The sequence below is a fragment of the Glycomyces niveus genome, from assembly GCF_017592475.1.
GTDB lineage: Bacteria > Actinomycetota > Actinomycetes > Mycobacteriales > Micromonosporaceae > Glycomyces > Glycomyces niveus.
The window spans coordinates 77244-93444 of the sequence record NZ_JAGFNP010000011.1 but is presented as its reverse complement, the minus strand read 5'-3'; the positions used below and the strand labels follow the sequence as shown (position 1 = coordinate 93444).

The 16201-nt window shown below is 70.2% G+C and carries 13 protein-coding genes; 3 read left to right on the top strand and 10 right to left on the bottom strand.

Going from position 1 to position 16201, the window contains the following annotated elements; all coding sequences use genetic code 11:
• Positions 1–91: 91 nt before the first annotated feature.
• On the bottom strand, positions 92–886 hold the full coding sequence (locus J5V16_RS18430; protein WP_208498228.1) for a metallophosphoesterase: 795 nt from the start codon (positions 884–886) through the stop codon (positions 92–94).
• Positions 887–1078: 192 nt separating this feature from the next.
• On the opposite strand from J5V16_RS18430, the gene J5V16_RS18425 reads away from it, so the two are divergent.
• The gene (locus tag J5V16_RS18425; protein ID WP_208498226.1) at positions 1079–3133 is read left to right on the top strand and encodes a M3 family metallopeptidase; all 2055 of its coding nucleotides are present in this window, start codon (positions 1079–1081) and stop codon (positions 3131–3133) included.
• A 143-nt stretch (positions 3134–3276) separates the two neighbouring features.
• Here the strand turns inward: J5V16_RS18425 and J5V16_RS18420 are convergent, their stop codons facing one another.
• The 6 genes from J5V16_RS18420 to J5V16_RS18395 form a co-directional block, all read right to left on the bottom strand.
• Positions 3277–4980 (bottom strand): stealth family protein, encoded by a 1704-nt coding sequence (locus J5V16_RS18420; protein WP_208498224.1) that lies wholly within the window; start codon positions 4978–4980, stop codon positions 3277–3279.
• 233 nt (positions 4981–5213) lie between these two features.
• The gene (locus J5V16_RS18415) at positions 5214–5855 is read right to left on the bottom strand and encodes a 2'-5' RNA ligase family protein (RefSeq protein WP_208498222.1); all 642 of its coding nucleotides are present in this window, start codon (positions 5853–5855) and stop codon (positions 5214–5216) included.
• Positions 5856–5952: 97 nt separating this feature from the next.
• Positions 5953–7647, bottom strand: a complete 1695-nt coding sequence (gene cydC / locus J5V16_RS18410) for a thiol reductant ABC exporter subunit CydC (protein ID WP_208498220.1) — start codon at positions 7645–7647, stop codon at positions 5953–5955.
• Positions 7644–9374, bottom strand: a complete 1731-nt coding sequence (gene cydD / locus J5V16_RS18405) for a thiol reductant ABC exporter subunit CydD (RefSeq protein ID WP_208498211.1) — start codon at positions 9372–9374, stop codon at positions 7644–7646. The genes cydC and cydD overlap by 4 nt, the downstream gene beginning before the upstream one ends.
• Positions 9371–10369, bottom strand: a complete 999-nt coding sequence (gene cydB, locus J5V16_RS18400; protein WP_208498203.1) for a cytochrome d ubiquinol oxidase subunit II — start codon at positions 10367–10369, stop codon at positions 9371–9373. Before cydB ends, cydD begins: the two co-directional genes overlap by 4 nt.
• 35 nt (positions 10370–10404) lie before the next feature.
• The gene (locus J5V16_RS18395) at positions 10405–11811 is read right to left on the bottom strand and encodes a cytochrome ubiquinol oxidase subunit I (protein WP_208498446.1); all 1407 of its coding nucleotides are present in this window, start codon (positions 11809–11811) and stop codon (positions 10405–10407) included.
• Between the two features lie 152 nt (positions 11812–11963).
• Between J5V16_RS18395 and proC the strand changes: the two genes are divergently transcribed.
• Together proC and J5V16_RS18385 are read left to right on the top strand one after the other, a co-directional pair.
• Complete coding sequence (gene proC / locus J5V16_RS18390) at positions 11964–12782, top strand: pyrroline-5-carboxylate reductase (RefSeq protein ID WP_408612489.1); 819 nt, start codon at positions 11964–11966, stop codon at positions 12780–12782.
• Between the two features lie 28 nt (positions 12783–12810).
• A complete protein-coding gene (locus tag J5V16_RS18385) occupies positions 12811–13251 on the top strand; it encodes a GNAT family N-acetyltransferase (RefSeq protein ID WP_208498199.1) in 441 nt (146 codons plus the stop codon).
• Positions 13252–13424: 173 nt separating this feature from the next.
• Here J5V16_RS18385 and J5V16_RS18380 read toward each other — a convergent pair whose 3' ends face one another.
• The 3 genes from J5V16_RS18380 to J5V16_RS18370 all read right to left on the bottom strand — a co-directional run bounded on the left by J5V16_RS18380 (position 13425) and on the right by J5V16_RS18370 (position 16166).
• Positions 13425–15026 carry an endo-1,4-beta-xylanase gene (locus tag J5V16_RS18380; protein ID WP_208498198.1) on the bottom strand — a complete coding sequence of 534 codons (1602 nt, stop codon included), beginning with the start codon at positions 15024–15026 and terminating at the stop codon, positions 13425–13427.
• 296 nt (positions 15027–15322) lie between these two features.
• Positions 15323–15805: a bacterioferritin gene (gene bfr / locus J5V16_RS18375; RefSeq protein ID WP_208498195.1), complete on the bottom strand. Its 483-nt coding sequence runs from the start codon at positions 15803–15805 to the stop codon at positions 15323–15325.
• A 175-nt stretch (positions 15806–15980) separates the two neighbouring features.
• The gene (locus J5V16_RS18370; protein WP_054096426.1) at positions 15981–16166 is read right to left on the bottom strand and encodes a (2Fe-2S)-binding protein; all 186 of its coding nucleotides are present in this window, start codon (positions 16164–16166) and stop codon (positions 15981–15983) included.
• Between the last annotated feature and the right edge of the window lie 35 nt (positions 16167–16201).

The window sequence follows — 16201 nt, the reverse complement described above, 5'->3', positions numbered from 1 at the left end:
CCAGCCGGGCGACTACTGAACCAGCGCCAACTCCGCCGCGCAAGCACTTCCGCCGGGCCGCGTCCCGTTCCGAAGCGTGGTCGGGCGAGCCTCAGTTGAGGCGGACCACCAGGCACTTGCCGCCCTGGTAGACGCCGCCGTCGACGTTGAGGACGAGGCCGTCGCAATAGCGGCGGGCCTGCGTGACCTGGCTGGGCTCCAGCTCGGTCGTGTCGGGGATGGTCGAGTGGCCGTGCACGAGTTCCTCGCCGCCGAAAGAGCGGAGCATGCCGCGCACCCGGGCGGGGCCGTCCGGGCCCATGAACTCGTGGCGGCGGGTGAGCTCGCGGAACAGCTGCCACCACGCCTCGGGCTCGTCGGCGGCCATGATCTTGCGGACCGCGGAGTTGACCGCCTCCTCGCTGCGGCCGTAGCCGAGGTACGACTCGGTGTCGGCGTGTACCAGGAGCACGCTGCCGGCGACGTGGAGCACCCGGCGGGTCTCGAGCCACTTCACCTCGTCGTCGGTGAGGTCGCCCAGCTCGTCCTCGAAGCCGCCGTTGAGGACCCACCAGTGCAGGAACTGGCGATCCTGGCCGTCGACGTCGGTGAAGGCCACGTCGCCGAAGCGGCGCGAGCCGAGCAGCAGCACCTCGTGGTTGCCGATAAGGGTGTCCACGAGCCCGCCCTCGGCGGCCGCCTGGCCCGCGAGGCGGCGCAGCAGCCGCACCACGGCCACGCCCTCCTCGCCGCGGTCGAACAGGTCGCCGAGGATCCACAGTCGAGCGTTCCCGCCGGTCCACTTGGCGTCCTCGTCCACCAGTCCGCGACCTCGCAGCGACTCGACGAGCGCGTCGAAGTGGCCATGGATGTCGCTGGCCACGTACAGCGGACTGGTATCAGACATGGGCTCGATATTAATGCGGAGCGCACCCGTTCGGTGAAGTTGCTGGCCGCTCGATTCCGGCGCCGTCCATCTCGCTTGCCGGACGGCTAGGGCCCGGAATAGGATTCGGCCACCGCAGTTTTTCCAAGCGGCCCGGCGGCAGGCCCGCCGAGCCGCCGCACAGCGCCGGTCCGACCGCAGCGAGGAGCCTCCGTGACCGAGAACCCGTTCCTGTCCCCTTCCGACCTCCCCTACCAGCTCCCGCCCTTCGAGGCGGTCGCGACCGAGCACTACCTGCCCGCGTTCGAGGAGGGCATGGCCGAGCAGCTGAAGGCCGTCGACGCCATCGTCGCCGACCCCGAGAACCCCACGTTCGAGAACACCGTGGTGGCCCTGGAGCGGTCCGGACTCGGCACCCTCAAGCGGGTCAGCCTCGTGTTCTTCAACAAGCTCTCCTCGGACACGAACGACGACCTCAACGCGATCGAGTCCGAGATCAGCCCCAAGCTCGCCGCGCACGCCGACAAGATCCTCCTCAACGAGGAGTTGTTCAAACGCATCGAGGCGGTCTGGTACAAGCGCGACGTGCTGGGCGCCGAAGCCCTGGGACTCGACGAGCAGGACGAGCGGCTGCTCGAGCGGTACCGCACCGAGTTCGTGCGCGGCGGCGCCGCGCTCGACGCCGCCGGCAAGACGCGGCTCTCGGCGATCAACACCGAGCTGGCCGAACTCGCCTCCAAGTTCAACCAGCAGATCCTCGCCGACATCAACGACTCGGCCGTCCACGTCACCGACCGCGCGGAGCTCGACGGGCTCGGCGAGGACCAGATCGGCGCCGCCGCGGCCGCGGCGAAGGAGCGCGGCCTCGACGGCTGGCTCATCACGCAGTCGAACTTCTCCCGCCACCCCCTCCTGGAGGACCTGAAGGACCGCGGCCTGCGCGAGCGCCTCTACCGGGCCACGATCGGCCGCGGCGCCGGGAACGCCGAGACGCTGCTGCGCATGGTGCGCCTGCGCGCCGAGAAGGCCCAGCTGCTCGGCTTCGAGCACTTCGCCGCGTACATCGCCGCCGACCAGACCGCCGGCAACGCCGGGATCATCGCCGAGCGCCTCGCCGGCCTCGCCGAGGCCTCGGTGCGCAACGCCCGCAAGGAGGCCGCCGAGCTGCAGGAGGTCATCGACGCCGCCGGCGGCGGCTTCGAGCTCGCCGCGTGGGACTGGTCGTTCTACGCCAAGCAGGTGCGCCAGGCCAAGTACGGCTTCGACGCCGAAGCGCTCAAGCCCTACCTCGAACTCGAACGCGTCCTCGTCGACGGCGTCTTCTACGCCGCCGAGCAGGAGTTCGGCCTCACCTTCGAGAAGCGCACCGACCTCAAGGGGTACCACCCCGAGGCGACGGTGTGGGAGGTCTTCGACGGCGGCGAGCCCCTGGGCCTGTTCGTGGGCGACTTCTTCACGCGCGACTCGAAGAAGGGCGGCGCGTGGATGAACCCGCTCGTCGTCCAGTCCGACCTCACCGGCGACAGGCCCGTGGTGGTCAACAACCTCAACATCGTCAAGCCCTCCGAGGGCCAGCCCGCGCTCGTCACCGTCGACAACGTGACGACGCTGTTCCACGAGTTCGGGCACGCCCTCCACGGGCTGCTCTCGGCCTGCCGCTACCCCAAGACCTCGATGACCTCGACGCCGCGCGACTTCGTCGAGTACCCGTCGCAGGTCAACGAGATGTGGGAGGACTGGCCCGAGGTCACCGCGAACTACATGCGCCACTTCGAGACCGGCGAGGCAGCCCCGGCCGAGCTGATCGCGCAGTGGAAGGCCGCCGGGAAGTTCGGCGAGGGGTTCGCGTCCACCGAGTACCTCGGTGCGGCCCTGCTCGACCAGGCCTGGCACCGGCTCGCCCCCGACGAGGTGCCGGACGGCGGCGACGACCCGCACGCGGCCGTGGAGGCCTTCGAGCGCAAAGCGCTCGAGGACGCCGGGATCTACATGCCCGAGATCGCCCCGCGCTACCGCTCGGGCTACTTCGCGCACATCTCGATCGGCTACGCCGCCGGGTACTACTCCTACATCTGGTCGGAGATCCTGGACGCCGACACCGTCGAGTGGTTCAAGGAGAACGGCGGCCTCACCCGCGCCAACGGCGACCACTTCCGCGCCACCCTGCTCAGCAAGGGCGGCTCGATCGACCCGATGGAGTCCTACCGCCGCTTCCGCGGCCGCGACGCCGTCATCGAACCGCTCCTCGAACGGCGCGGATTGAAGTAAGCAGTACGCGAAGGGGTCCGGAGCGATCGCTCCGGACCCCTTCGCATATCCGACTGAAGCGACTTGTCCCTCCGGGGAACCCCCCGTTTTCCACGATGCGGGGCGGGTCCGACATGGACCGTTCGCGAGGAATGCTCGATTCCTTACAGCGCCAAGGTCTTCTCCCACGGCGAGGGCACCGGGAAGTACGACTCGAGGAAGCGGCGCATCAGCGCCGAGCGCTCGTCGACCAGGTCCTCGGGGAGCCCGGAGTCGTTGATGCAGAACGTGTCGCGGTCGCGCCGCTCCAGCAGCAGCTCCAGCCGCTGCTCGACGTCCGGCATCCCCAGCTCCACGTACGCGTCCTGCGCCTCGCCCTCGACCGCGCGGCCGGTGAAGCAGGCGTAGTAGTGCTGGAGGGTCACCGTCGAGACGTCGGTGACGTTGCGGAAAGCGCTCCGGGCCGTGCGCGCCAGGTCCTCCTCGAACTCCTTCGCGATCTCGGCGAGCACGGTGCGCTGCAACGGGTACGGCACGTGCTTCATCATCCGCGAGATGGTCCGCCCGAACGCCCGCTCCAGCAGTGCCCGGTCGTTCTTGAACGCCGCGTTCGGCGGCGAGTCCGCCGTGCTCACCGGGTCCATCCCGATGAAGGTCTGGGCCGGGAAGAACCGCGCGATCCCGCTCGGCTCGAAGAACAGCCGAGGGTCGAGCGGCTTCCCCACGAACATGTCGTCGTTGAAGTACAGGAAGTGCTCCGAGAGACCCTCGATGCGGTGCAGCTGCGTCTCGATCGCGTGGGAGTTGAAGGTGGGCAGGCAGTCCGGGTCGTCGAACAGGTCCCGGTGGTCGATCACCGTGAGGCCGGGGGCGTCCGCGTCGAGCCAGTGCGGGCGCTGCCGGTCGGTCACGAGGTACACGTGCCGCACCCACGGCGCGTTCAGGTGCAGCGAGCGCAGCGAGAACCGCAGCTCCTCGCGGTCGTGGAAGCGCGCCGCGTTCGCCGACTCGGCGTGGTACGGCGACTGGTCGGCCTCGGCGCGGCGGCGCAGCCACGCGTGGTCCGAGCCGTCCACCCATGTGTAGACCACGTCGATCGGGAAGTCCACCTGGCCCGGCCCGGGCACGGCGAACTCCGGCCGGGTCGACACGCCCGGGAGCGCCGCGCGCGGCCCGCCCGCCAGCGGCGTGAAGAGGCGCCCGGGGGCGATGGCCCGGGCGCCGTCGTCGCGGACGACGGGACTGATTCGGTTGTGCCTGGGCGCCAGCAGGTGCCCGTCGCCGGTGGGCGTCCAGAACTCGACGTCGCAGCCGTAGTCGGCGCCGAAGAGGAGCTCGCGGGCGGCGTCGGTCCACAGCCAGGAGGCGCGGACCATCGGCACGTCGCCCATGTCGGCGCGCCGAGCCCACTGCGGCCGGTTGAGGCCGAGCTCGGACTCGCGGAAGGCCGGCTCGGGCGCGGCGAGGCGCCCGCCGGTGGAGTCGCAGAGCATGGCGAGGGCGGTGAGCACCCGCTGGCGGTCGGCGGCGCTGGCCGCGAGCACCGGCCGGGTGAGGCTGAAGCCGGGCACGGCGAAGGAGTCGACGCCGGCGGCGGTGAGCATCGCGGTGACGATCTCGAGGTTGCGGCGCCAGACCTCCAGCGGCGTCGCCTCGGCGAGCGTGTAGGCCGGGCGGATCTCGCCCTGGTGGAGGAGGTGGGCGGCGGCGAGCTCGGAGAAGAAGCCGTACGGTTCGGTGACTTCGGTGCGGGCCTTGGCCTTCGGCGGATCGAGCGGCCGGGTGGCGGTGAGTTCCGCGGATTCGTGGAGCGGGGGGACATGGGCGGCCGCTCGGGTTGCGATGCGACGGTCATTGTCTGCGAACAATCGACACCTCCTGACACTCACGGCGTTTCGCCGTTCCGGGGTGGACCGGGGCTGGGACCGGCACGGAGAGGGCAGGTCGTCACTGACCACGCCTGAACGTCACGTGGCCGGACATTGACACTGGTACCAACAGTAGGCCACAGGTCGGTGACAGCATCGTGTCAGATTCGCGTCGGGGACGTCAACCGCCACGGGCGTCGCCGGTGGCGACGCCCGTTCACAGTTTGAGTTCCCTACTCCCCCAAGGGAAGTCGTGCGATGTGCTCCCAGGTGTAGGTGGAGGCGTCGACCGATTGGATGACTCGGACGAGATCCACTCCACTGACGGTGATTTCGGTCCTACCCGGGCGAACGTCGCGAAGCTTGTTCTGGATCGCGCCGCGGCGCGGGTCGGCGTCGGTGTCGGCGGAGCGGTAGGAGAGCGAGACGTGGCCGGGGCCGCCGCAGGGGCGGCCGTGGTCGCCCTCCACGATCTCGTTGACGGCGTCCACGCAGGCGTTCACGAGCCGGCGGAACTCGGTGTCGGGGAAGGTGTCGAGCATGATCGCGCCCGTCGCGGCGAGCGCGGGCCCGATGGTGAGGGGGAAGGCCTTGATCTCGGCGGTCTTCTCGCGGAGCCGCCCGATGAGCTTCTCCCGGGTCGGCCCGTCGATCGACGCGGCGTCGCACTCGACCGAGGCGACGGTGGCGTGGAGCCATTCGTGCGGGACGTGCTTGTCGCCCGCGGCGAGGTCGATGACCCCGCGGTAGGACTCGGCGACCGCCTTGACCTGGTCGAGGTCGGTCAGGTACACGTGGAGTTTGGTCCACCCCTCGGGCCAGCGCTGCCCCGAGTTCGGGGCTTTGGGTCCGGTTGCGGGTGCGGATGTGTTCACTGCTGCATCAGCCTTAGCGCGGTTCGGTGCGGCGGTCCCGGGCGGGCGCCGTCGCAGGTCGTTTCCACCGATGGATTGGTAGCACCGTGTCGGGAGTCTACCCAGGAGGGGCCACGCCCAATAGCCGGTTGTCCGGCGCGTCACGTCGCGGCGCCGGGACCGGGGCGCGCAGGTGCACGATCCGGTCGACGACGCCGTCGGGCAGCGGCCGGTGGGTGATGATGATGGCGGTCTTGCCTTCGAGCGCGGCGGCGGCGGTGCGGAGCACGCGTGCGGCGGTGGCGGCGTCGAGGTGCGCGTCGGGTTCGTCGAGGACGAGCACTTCGCGGTCGGCGAGGAGGCAGCGGGCGAGGGCGATGCGGCCGCGCTCGCCGCCGGAGACGGCGCGGCCGTGCTCCCCGAGCGGGGTCTGCAAACCGCCGTCGAGCCCCTCGAGCCAGTCGCGGAGGCCGACCCAGCGGAGGGCGCGTGCGAGCTCCTCGTCGGCCGCGCCGGGGCGGGCGAGGCGCAGGTTCTCGGCGAGCGTGGTGTCGAAGACGTGGGCGTCCTGGGAGCACAGGCCGACGGTGCGGCGGACGTCGTCGCCGTCGTACTCGGCGAGTTCGACGCCGCCGAAGCGCAGGCTCCCCTCGTAGGGCAGGAAGCCCATGAGGGCGGCGGCGAGCGTGGACTTGCCGGAGCCGGAGGGGCCCATGATGGCGACGCGCTCGCCGGGCTGGACGGTGAGGTCGAAGCCCTGCAGTGCGGGCGCTTCGGCGCCGGGCCAGGTGACGGCGAGCCGTTTGATCTCGATGAAGGGCGGGCCGCCGAGCGGGTTCGGCTCGTACTCCATGGGCTCGACCGGATCGGGGCGCGGCTCCTCGGCCTGGGTGATCTCGAGGAGGCGGCGGCCGCAGGCCTTGGCGACGGCGGTCTGCTGCGCGGCGGCGGGCAGGGCGAGCACGGGTTCGAACGCGGCGAGCGGGACGAGCGCGACGACGGCGAGGAGGACCCCGTCGAGGGTCCCGGCGGCGACGGCGGGGATGCCGGTCCACAGGGCGCCGACGACGGCGAGCGCGAGGGCGAGGAGCCCGGCGGCCTCGCCGAGTCCGGCGCTCCATGCGATGCGGGCGTGGGCGCGGCGGAGCCCGTCGTCGCCTTCGAGGACTCGTTCCAGCGCTTGGGCGTCGGTGCCGGCGGCGACGAGCTCCTCGCGGCCGTGGAGGCAGGACCGGACGCCTTCGGTGAGGTCGCCGCGGGCGGTCGCGGTGGCGCGCACCGCGTACCGGGAGGCCCAGGTGGCGAGCGCGGGCCCGGTGAGGGCGGCGGCGAGCAGGCAGGCGGCGAGGATGAGCCCGGCGGCGGGCAGGAGCGTGGCCTGCAGGCCGACCGCGCCGACGGCGACGATGACGGCGGCGGCGAGGGGCAGGGCGCCGCGCAGCCACCGGTCGCCGACGCCGTCCACGTCGTCGACGAGGCGGGTCTGGAGGTCGCCGGAGCGCCACACGGGGACGCCGGCGGGCGCGAGGCGCACGAGCTTGCGCCACACGGCGATGCGGAGGCGTTCGAGGCCGCGGAAGGCGGCGTCGTGGGAGACGAGGCGTTCGGCGTAGCGGAGCACGCCGCGGCCGATGCCGAACAGCCGCACCGAGGTGATGGCGACCATCAAGTAGAGGATGGGCGGCTGCTCCCAGGCGCGCGAGATGAGGTAGCCGGAGACGGCCAGGAGCGCGAGCGCGCTGAGCTGCGCGAGGGCGCCGAGTGTCGCGCCGAGGCCGAGCCTCAGGGCGATCGTGTTGCGCGGCAGGCTCACCAGTCCACCTCTCTGTCGGCGATCGCGCGCACCGCGGGGCGGTGGGAGGCGATCAGGACGGTCCGCTGGTCGCGGTAGGGCGCGAGCGAGTCGAGGACGGCCTGCTCGGTGTCGGCGTCGAGGTGCGCGGTCGGCTCGTCGAGGAGCAGCACGGGCGGGTCGAGGAGGTCGGCGCGGAGCAGCAGCCGGGCCAGGCCGACCCGGGCGGCCTCGCCCGCGGAGAGCCCGGAGCCGTCGGCGGCGACGGTGCGGTTCGCGGCGGGCGCGTGAGCGGCCGCGATCGCCTTCGCCACAGCGGGATCGGAAGCACCGTCGGGGACGGCGAGGCGCACGTTCTCGGCGACGGTGCCGTCGATGAGGACCGGCCGCTGCGGGAGCCACGCGATGGAGCGGCGCACCGCGGCGAGGTCGAGGTCGGACAGTTCGGTGTCGTCGAAGGCGATCGAGCCGGAGACGGGCCGCCGGAACCCGACGAGGGCGGCCATGAGCGTCGACTTCCCGGCCCCGGAGCGGGCGGTGAGGACCGTGGTCTGCCCGGCCGGGATCGTGAGGCTCAGCTCGGGGAGCGGCGGGCGGCCGGGGTAGGCGAAGACGGTGCGGCGGAACATGATCGTCGGCGCGCGACCCAGAGGGGTGCGCATCACGCAGGCGGCGGTGAGCGCGGCGGCGTCCGGGTTCGGGCTCGGCTGCCCTGGGGCCGTTGCGGTCTCGCGGTGGTCCTGGTTCTCGGGCGTCTCGGCGAGGATCGCGAAGACCCGCTCGGCGGCGGCCAGGCCCTCGGCGCTGGCGTGGTAGTGCGCGCCGACGTTGCGCAGCGGCAGGTACGCCTCGGGGGCGAGGATGAGGACGAGCAGCGCGGTCCGCAGTCCGGCTTCGCCGGTCATGCCGCCGCTGTTGTGAGCACTGACGAGGTCGACGCCGACCGTGACCGCGACGACCGCGACGGACAGGCTCGCGGCGAGCTCGAGGACCAGCGCCGAGCAGAACGCGACGCGCAGCAGCGCCATCGAGCGGCGGCGGTAGGCGCCGGTCGTGACCTCGATGGCCCCGGTCTGCTTCGCGGCCCGGCCGAACGCCTTCAGTGTCGGCAGGCCCGCGACGAGGTCCGCGAAGTGGTGGGCGAGGTGGGAGGTGGACTCCCATTGGCGTTCGGCGCGCGAGCGCGTGTAGAGGCCGATGAGGATGCCGAACAGCGGGATCAGCGGCAGCGTGACGAGGACGATGACCGCCGCGGGCGGGTAGGCGGCGAGCATGACGGCGAGGACGCCGACCGGGACGACCACCGCGAGCACGAGCTGCGGCAGGTAGCGCGCGAAGTAGTCGTCCAGGGCGTCGATGCCGCGCACGAGCAGCGTGGCGGTCTCGCCCGAATGGCGCTTCCCGGAAGGCAGCCGCATGAGCTGTTCGAGGGCTTGGCGGCGCAGCCCGGACTTGACGGTCGCGCTCGCGCGCTGCGCGGCCGCTTCCTGGACCGAGGCGAGCAGCGCCCGCGCGGAAAGCACGGCGGCCAGCGCGATGATCTGCGGCCCAAGGGTGTCGAGGCCCTTGCCCGCGGCGAACGCGCCGGCGATGAGGCTCGCGATGAGCCATGCGGACGCGACCGCGCACGCGGTGCGGGCGAGCCCGAGGGCGGCGCACACGCCGATGAAGACGGTCGCGCCGCGGGCGCGGTGCAGGAGGCGGCGGTCGAACGCGCCGCGGGCGGGTCTGGCGGCCAGCTGGGTCATGCGACCGGGATCCTCTCGACCATCACGCGCTTGCGGAACACCCAGTAGGTCCAGCCCTGGTAGAGCAGGATCACGGGCAGGAAGACGACCGCGGCCCAGGACATGATCCCCAGGGTCTTCTGGGTAGCGGCGGCGTTCTCGTGGGTGAGGCTGTTCGCCGCGTCTGATGTGGATGGCAGCACGTCGGGCCACAGGGCGCAGAAGACCGCCGCCGAAGCGGACCCGATCGTCAGCGCGGTCGCGGCGAATGCCCAGCCGCTGCGGTCCTTGTAGTCCAGGACAAGGCCCGCCGCGAGCGCGAGCACCGCGAGGACGATGAGCACCAGCGAAGCCCCGTTGCCGTGGGCGATCTGGGTCCACAGCAGGAACGCCAGCACCGGGACGGCCGTCGCGACGCCGAGCTTCCAGCCGAGCCGGCGGGCGCGGTCGGCGAGGTCGCCGGTGGTGCGCAGGTGCAGGAAGTAGGCGCCGTGCGTGCTGAACAGCAGCAGCGTCGTCAGGCCGCCCAGGAGCGCGTACCCGTTGAGCAGCCCCCAGATCGAGCCGGTGTAGTCGAAGTTCGCGTCCAGCGGCACGCCGCGCACGAGGTTGGCGACCACGACGCCCCACACGAAGGCGGGCACGACCGAGCCGGTGAACAGGCAGCGGTCCCAGTTGCGGCGCCACCGGTCCGTGTCGCCCTTGCCGCGGTACTCGAAGGCGGTGCCGCGGATGATGAGCCCGACGAGGATCGCGAAGAACAGCATGTAGAAGCCGGAGAACAGGCTCGCGTACCAGTGCGGGAAGGCCGCGAACATGGCCCCGCCCGCGGTGATCACCCAGACTTCGTTGCCGTCCCAGACCGGGCCGATCGTGTTGATCATCGCGCGCCGCTGGCGGTTGTCGCGCCCGAGCACCGGCAGCAGGATGCCCACGCCGAAGTCGAAGCCCTCCAGGATGAAGTACCCGGTGAACAGGACCGCGATGAGCGTGAACCAGAGCGTCGTCAATTCCATGACTGTGTTCCCCAAAACCAGTGTTCCTCGGGCGGCTAGTAGGCGAAGGCCATGGGCTTGTCGGGGTCGTCGGACGGGCTCGACGTCGCCATCGCGCCCTCTTCGTCCGGCGGCCCCGCCTTCGCGAAGCGCAGGAACAGCCGCAGCGCGACGACGGCGAGCACGAGGTACACGAGCGTGAACCCGATGAATGAGATCGCGACCGTGGGCGCGCCGACGCGCGGCGACACGGCCTCGCTCGTCTGGTACAGGCTGAACACCACCCACGGCTGGCGGCCCATCTCGGTGAAGATCCAGCCCGCGCTGTTGGCGAGGAACGGGGTCACGGCCATCCACATCGCGATCGGCCAGAACAGGCGGTGCTCGGGCAGGCGGCCGCGGCGCGTGAACCACCAGACGATGACGGCCATGGCGACCGCGAGCATCCCGAAGCCGATCATCGCCCGGAACGACCAGTAGGTGAGCGGGATGTACGGCACGTACTCCCCCGGCCCGTACAGGTCCTGGTACTGGGCGTTGAGGTCGTTGATGCCCTGCACCTCGCCGTTGAACGAGCCGGTCGCCAGGAACGAGAGCAGGCCGGGGATCTCGATGATCGGCGTCCCGCGGGAGCCGTCGAGCGAGCCGATGGTGAGGATCGAGAACGGCGCGTTGTACGTGGTCTGGTAGAGCGCTTCGGCGGCGGCCATCTTCATCGGCTGCGTCGCGGTCATGACCTTCCCGAGCGAGTCGCCCGAGAGGACCAGGCCGAGGCCGCCGACGATCGTCGTGAGGATGCCCAGGCGCATCGCCGGGCGGTGCACGTCCAGGTCGCGGCGGTGCATGAAGTGATAGCCGGAGACGGCGACGACGACCGTCCCGGCGGTGAGCCACGCGGCGAAGACCGTGTGCGGGAACGCGGCCAGCGCGACCGGGTTGGTCAGGACCGCCCCGAAGTCGGTGAGCTCGGCGCGGCCGGCGGTCTCGTTGAGCTGGTAGCCGACCGGGTTCTGCATGAACGCGTTGGCGGCGAGGATGAAGTAGGCGCTGGCCATGGTGCCGAAGGCGACGAGCCAGATGCAGGCGAGGTGCAGGCCGGGCTTGAGGCGGTCCCAGCCGAAGATCCACACGCCGATGAACGTGGACTCCAGGAAGAACGCGACCAGGGCCTCGAACGCGAGCGGCGCGCCGAAGACGTCGCCGACGAAGCGCGAGTAGGCCGACCAGTTCATGCCGAACTGGAACTCCTGGACGATGCCGGTGACGATGCCCATGGCGATGTTGATGAGGAAGAGCTTGCCCCAGAACTTGGTGGCGCGCAGGTAGGCGCTCTTGTGGGTGGTGCGCCAGAGGGTCTGGAGGATCGCGACGAGGAGCGAGAGGCCGATGGTGACGGGGACGAAGAGGAAGTGGTAGACGGTGGTGACGCCGAACTGCATTCGCGCCAAGTCCAGAACGTCCATATCGCCCCAATCGCTCATTGAGTGCCCAAGTGTGATTATCGTGGCAGCTCGACTCGTCCCAGGGGGTGAAACGCGCGACTGCATTGGTTTTCGCTTCGCGGAGACTGGAGGGACAATTGCCGGGCCGTCGAGGGACCGGGCCTTCGAGGGGAATGGGAGTGTCGATGCGGACTGTCGCGGTGCTGGGTGCGGGGAAGATGGGGCAGGCGATCGTGTCCGGCCTGCTGCGGGCCGGCTGGTCCGGCGAGTCGGTCGTGGCGACGGCGCGCAGCGCCGAGCGGGCCGCCGAACTGCGCGAGGCCTACGGCATCCGCGTCGAGCCGAACACCGAGGCGGTGCGGCACGCGGACGTCGTCGTGGTCGCGGTGAAGCCGCAGGACGCGGGAGCGCTCTTGGAGGAGCTGAGCGGCGTCTTCGAGGGCAATGCGCCGGTGGTGAGCATCTGCGCGGGCCTTCCCGTGGCGTTCTTCGAGAAGCGGCTGCCCGACGAGACCCCCGTGATCCGGGCGATGCCGAACACGCCCGCGCTCGTCGACGAGGCGATGACCGTGCTCTCGCCCGGGACGCACGCTTCGGACGCGCACCTGGCGGCGGTCGAGGAGCTGTTCACGCCGCTGGGGCGGACGCTCGTGGTCGAGGAGAAGCACCAGGACGCGGTCACCGCGATCTCCGGTTCCGGGCCCGCGTACTTCTACTACCTGGCCGAGGCCATGACCGAAGCGGGCGTCCTCATGGGACTGCCGCGCGCGGTCTCGAAAGAGCTCGTCACGCAGACCGCGCTCGGCGCGGCCCGGATGCTGCGCGAGACGGACGCGTCGCCGGTGGAACTGCGCGAGGCCGTGGAGTCGCCGGCCGGGACGACGATCAGTGCGGTGCGGCAGTTGGAGAACCACCGCGCGCGCTCGGCGGTGACCGACGCGATCGAGGCCGCGCGGGACCGGGCGCGGGAGATCGCGAAGGAATACGCGTAGCCGGCAGGGCGGATCGGGAAGGACATCGATGCAGATCAAGCGGGGGAAGTTCGCCGAGCTGGACGGCGCGACGGTGTTCGCGCTGGCGCGACTGCGGCAGCAGGTGTTCGTGGTCGAGCAGGAGTGCGCGTACCCGGACCTCGATGACTACGACCTGGACCCTGAGACTGTGCACTTCTGGGTCGAGGGCGACACGCCGACCGAGGCGGTCGCGTGCCTGCGGGTGCTCCGCGATGGCGACGCTTGGAAGATCGGCCGGGTCTGCACCGCGCTCTCGGCGCGCGGGACCGGCTTGAGCGCCAAGGTCTTCGGCGCGGCGATGGACTTCCTCGGCCCGGACGCGGAGGTGACCCTCGGCGCCCAGACGTACGCGGCGGGCTTCTACCGCAAGTTCGGTTTCACCGAAGAGGGCGAGGAGTACGACGAGGACGGCATCATGCACATCGAGATGCGCCGTCCCCGAACATGAAACCGACCATGCCCGCCATATCGGAAATGTCCCGCCGGGGGACCCCTAGGCTCAACCCTATCCAGCAGCTACGACAATCGCTCGGGCGTGTCGTTCACCCGCAAGGGTGAAAGTAAGTCCGGGAGCGGAATCCCGGATCTATCATTCCGCTCCCGGACGTCTTGCCCCCCTGCCTATGCCTCGGGCATCGGCTCGAGCCTGGTCGGGTCGACGACGCCCCAATAGGCCGCCTTGGCCTGGAGCCGGTCGTCGAAGAACAGCGGCGCCTCGTGCGGGCGCGAGACCGGCCAGGTGCGCAGCCACGAGACCGCGTCGTACAGGCCCCACATGGTCACCGACTCGAGGTCGTCCGAACGCTCGCGCAGGACCTCGAAGAGCTCCTTGAAGTACCAGCCCTGCGCGACCAGCCGCTCCGGCGGCGTCGCGGGCAGGCTCTCGGTCATCTCGTTCGAGACCGACACGTCGAGCTCCGTGATCGTCTGGAGCACGCCGAGGGTGCGGAACAGGTCGATCGACTCGCCCAGCAGCTTCGGGTCGCGCCGGTAGTCCACATGCGCCTGGTGCCCGACCCCGTCCACCGGCACGCCCTCGCACTTGAGCTGCTGCACCAGGTTGAACATCGCCTCCCGCTTGTCCGGGAACTCGGTGTTGTAGTCGTTGATGAAGAGCTTCACCTTGCGCGGGAAGGCCTTCCGGGCGATCTTGAACGCCTTCTCGATGTACTTCGGCCCGCCGAACACCTCGTACCAGCGCGAGTGCCGCAGGCCGTCGGCCTCCTCCGGGTCGACGACCTCGTTGACCACGTCCCAGGCCCACACGCGGTCGCCGTAGTGGGCCGCGATCGCCTTGACGTGCGCTTCGAACCGCTGCAGCAGGAGCTGCTGGTGCGCGCGCGTGTTCCGCAGCGGCTGGCCGTTCGCGTCGAGGAACCACCAGGCCGGGGTCTGGTTGTGCCACAGGAGGGTGTGCCCCCAGATCTTCATGCCGTGGGCCTCGGCGAAGGCCACGATCTGGTCGGCCCTGCTGAAGTCGAAGACGCCCTCGGTCGGCTGGATCGCTTCCGGCTTCATCTGGTTGCCGGTGGTCACCTGCGCGAAGTGCTTGGCGAGGAGCTCGGCGGGCTTGCCGACCACCTCCAAGGGCTCGACGGCGCAGCCGAACGTGAAGTCGTCGGCGAGGAAGTCCTTGAGCGGCAGCAAGTCCTGGATCTCCGGTTCTGCTATGCGGGTGAGGGTGAACGCGTCGAGGAGGATCGGCGTCAGGCTCGAGGCCGACTCGACGTAGAACTGCAGCTTGTCCGCGGGCTGGGCGATCGAGTACGTGCCGGAGAACTCGGTCCAGGCGGCGTCGGCGACGGCGGTGTTCCACTTGACGCCCTCGTAGTGCGAGGTGCCGCCGACGTCGCGCTGCACGGTGGTCCGCAGGTCGGTCGCGGCCTCGCCTTCGGGCAGGCGCAGGTAGACCTTGAGCTGGTAGCGGACGCCCACTTCGACATGGGCGGTGATGTCGATGGCGGCGCCGTTCCAGGTCTCGGTGCGGCCGGTGATGAGGAGGCGCTGCTCGGAGTCGACGGCGACGGCGGCCGCGCCGCGGCCGGTCCAGCCTTCGGTGGTGCCCGAGGAGAAGTCGGTGGAGAGGAGCAGGTCGTCGGCGTGGGCGGGGCTCGCGGCGAGAGCGACGAACCCGGCCGGGAGGAGGGCGGCGCCGCCCGCAGCGGCGGCGGCCGTGAGCACGGTGCGGCGGCTCGCGGCAGGCGTGAGGGAAGGACGGGTCATCTGGCGCACTCCATTGGTCGCGATGGTCGAGAGGGGTCCGGCCGCTCCATCGGGGGGTCGGGGAGCGACCGGAGACCGCTTCGAATTCCGAAAGTTTCGGAAACTTTCATTCAAAGCATTGATATGTTACGATCCTCGCGTCGACGCTGTCAAGGCGGCGACCCACCACTGTGGCGGAGATGTGAGGGGCTCTGCCGCAAGTAGAAAGGGGACCGGCCGCATGGCCGGTCCCCTCCAGGCTTTTCACGCTCGCGCGCCTGGTCAAGGCCTACGCGAGACGGGATGCCCCGACAGCGCTATTCACCCTCGGGCTGCTCGATCAGCGACTGGATGTAGAGCGGCTCGCCGATCTTCTCCAGGATCTCCAGCTGCGTGTCCAGGTAGTCGATGTGGTGCTCCTCGTCCTCGAGGATGCTCCTGAAGAGGTCCCGCGAGACGTAGTCCTTGACCGACTCCATGTGCTCGATGCCGCGCTTGAGGCGGTCGATCGCCTCGACCTCGATCTTGCGGTCGCACTCGAAGATCTCCTTGACCGTCGTCCCGATGCGCAGCGGGGAGAGCCGCTGGTAGTTCGGCATGCCGTCGAGGAAGAGGATCCGGTCGGTCAAGACCTCGGCGTGGCGCATCTCGTCGATCGACTCGGCCCTGGTGTACTTCGCCAGCTTCGTGTAGCCCCAGTTCTCCTGCAGCTTGTAGTGCAGGAAGTACTGGTTGATCGCGGTCAGCTCCGCCGTCAACTGCTCGTTGAGGAATTCGATGACCTGCTTGTCGCCCTGCATTGCAATCCGTCCTTCCCGGTCCGTCACATGCCGGTTCAGTGACCGACGATCTCAGACTAGGACCAGGTGGGGGCCCATTTCCAGCCAGGAATGCCTAAAATAGGACAACCTATCCTAACGGAGGACAACCTAAAGCGTCCGTCATTTCCGTCGAATCCGGCGACTTGGGCTGGGCTCACGCCGCGGCGGGCACGGAGTTCGTGAAATAACTCTCGATCATGTCGACCAGCCGCTCATGGCAGGTGCCGCAGCTCGTGCCGGCGTCGCAGGCCTCGCCGATGGCCTCCTCGGTGTGCGCGCCGGCGCTGATGCAGTCACGGACTTCGTTCTCGTGGACTGCATGGCAGATGCAGGCGTACATGCATCGACCTCCGGGAAGGTTAGGCTCGACTAAAG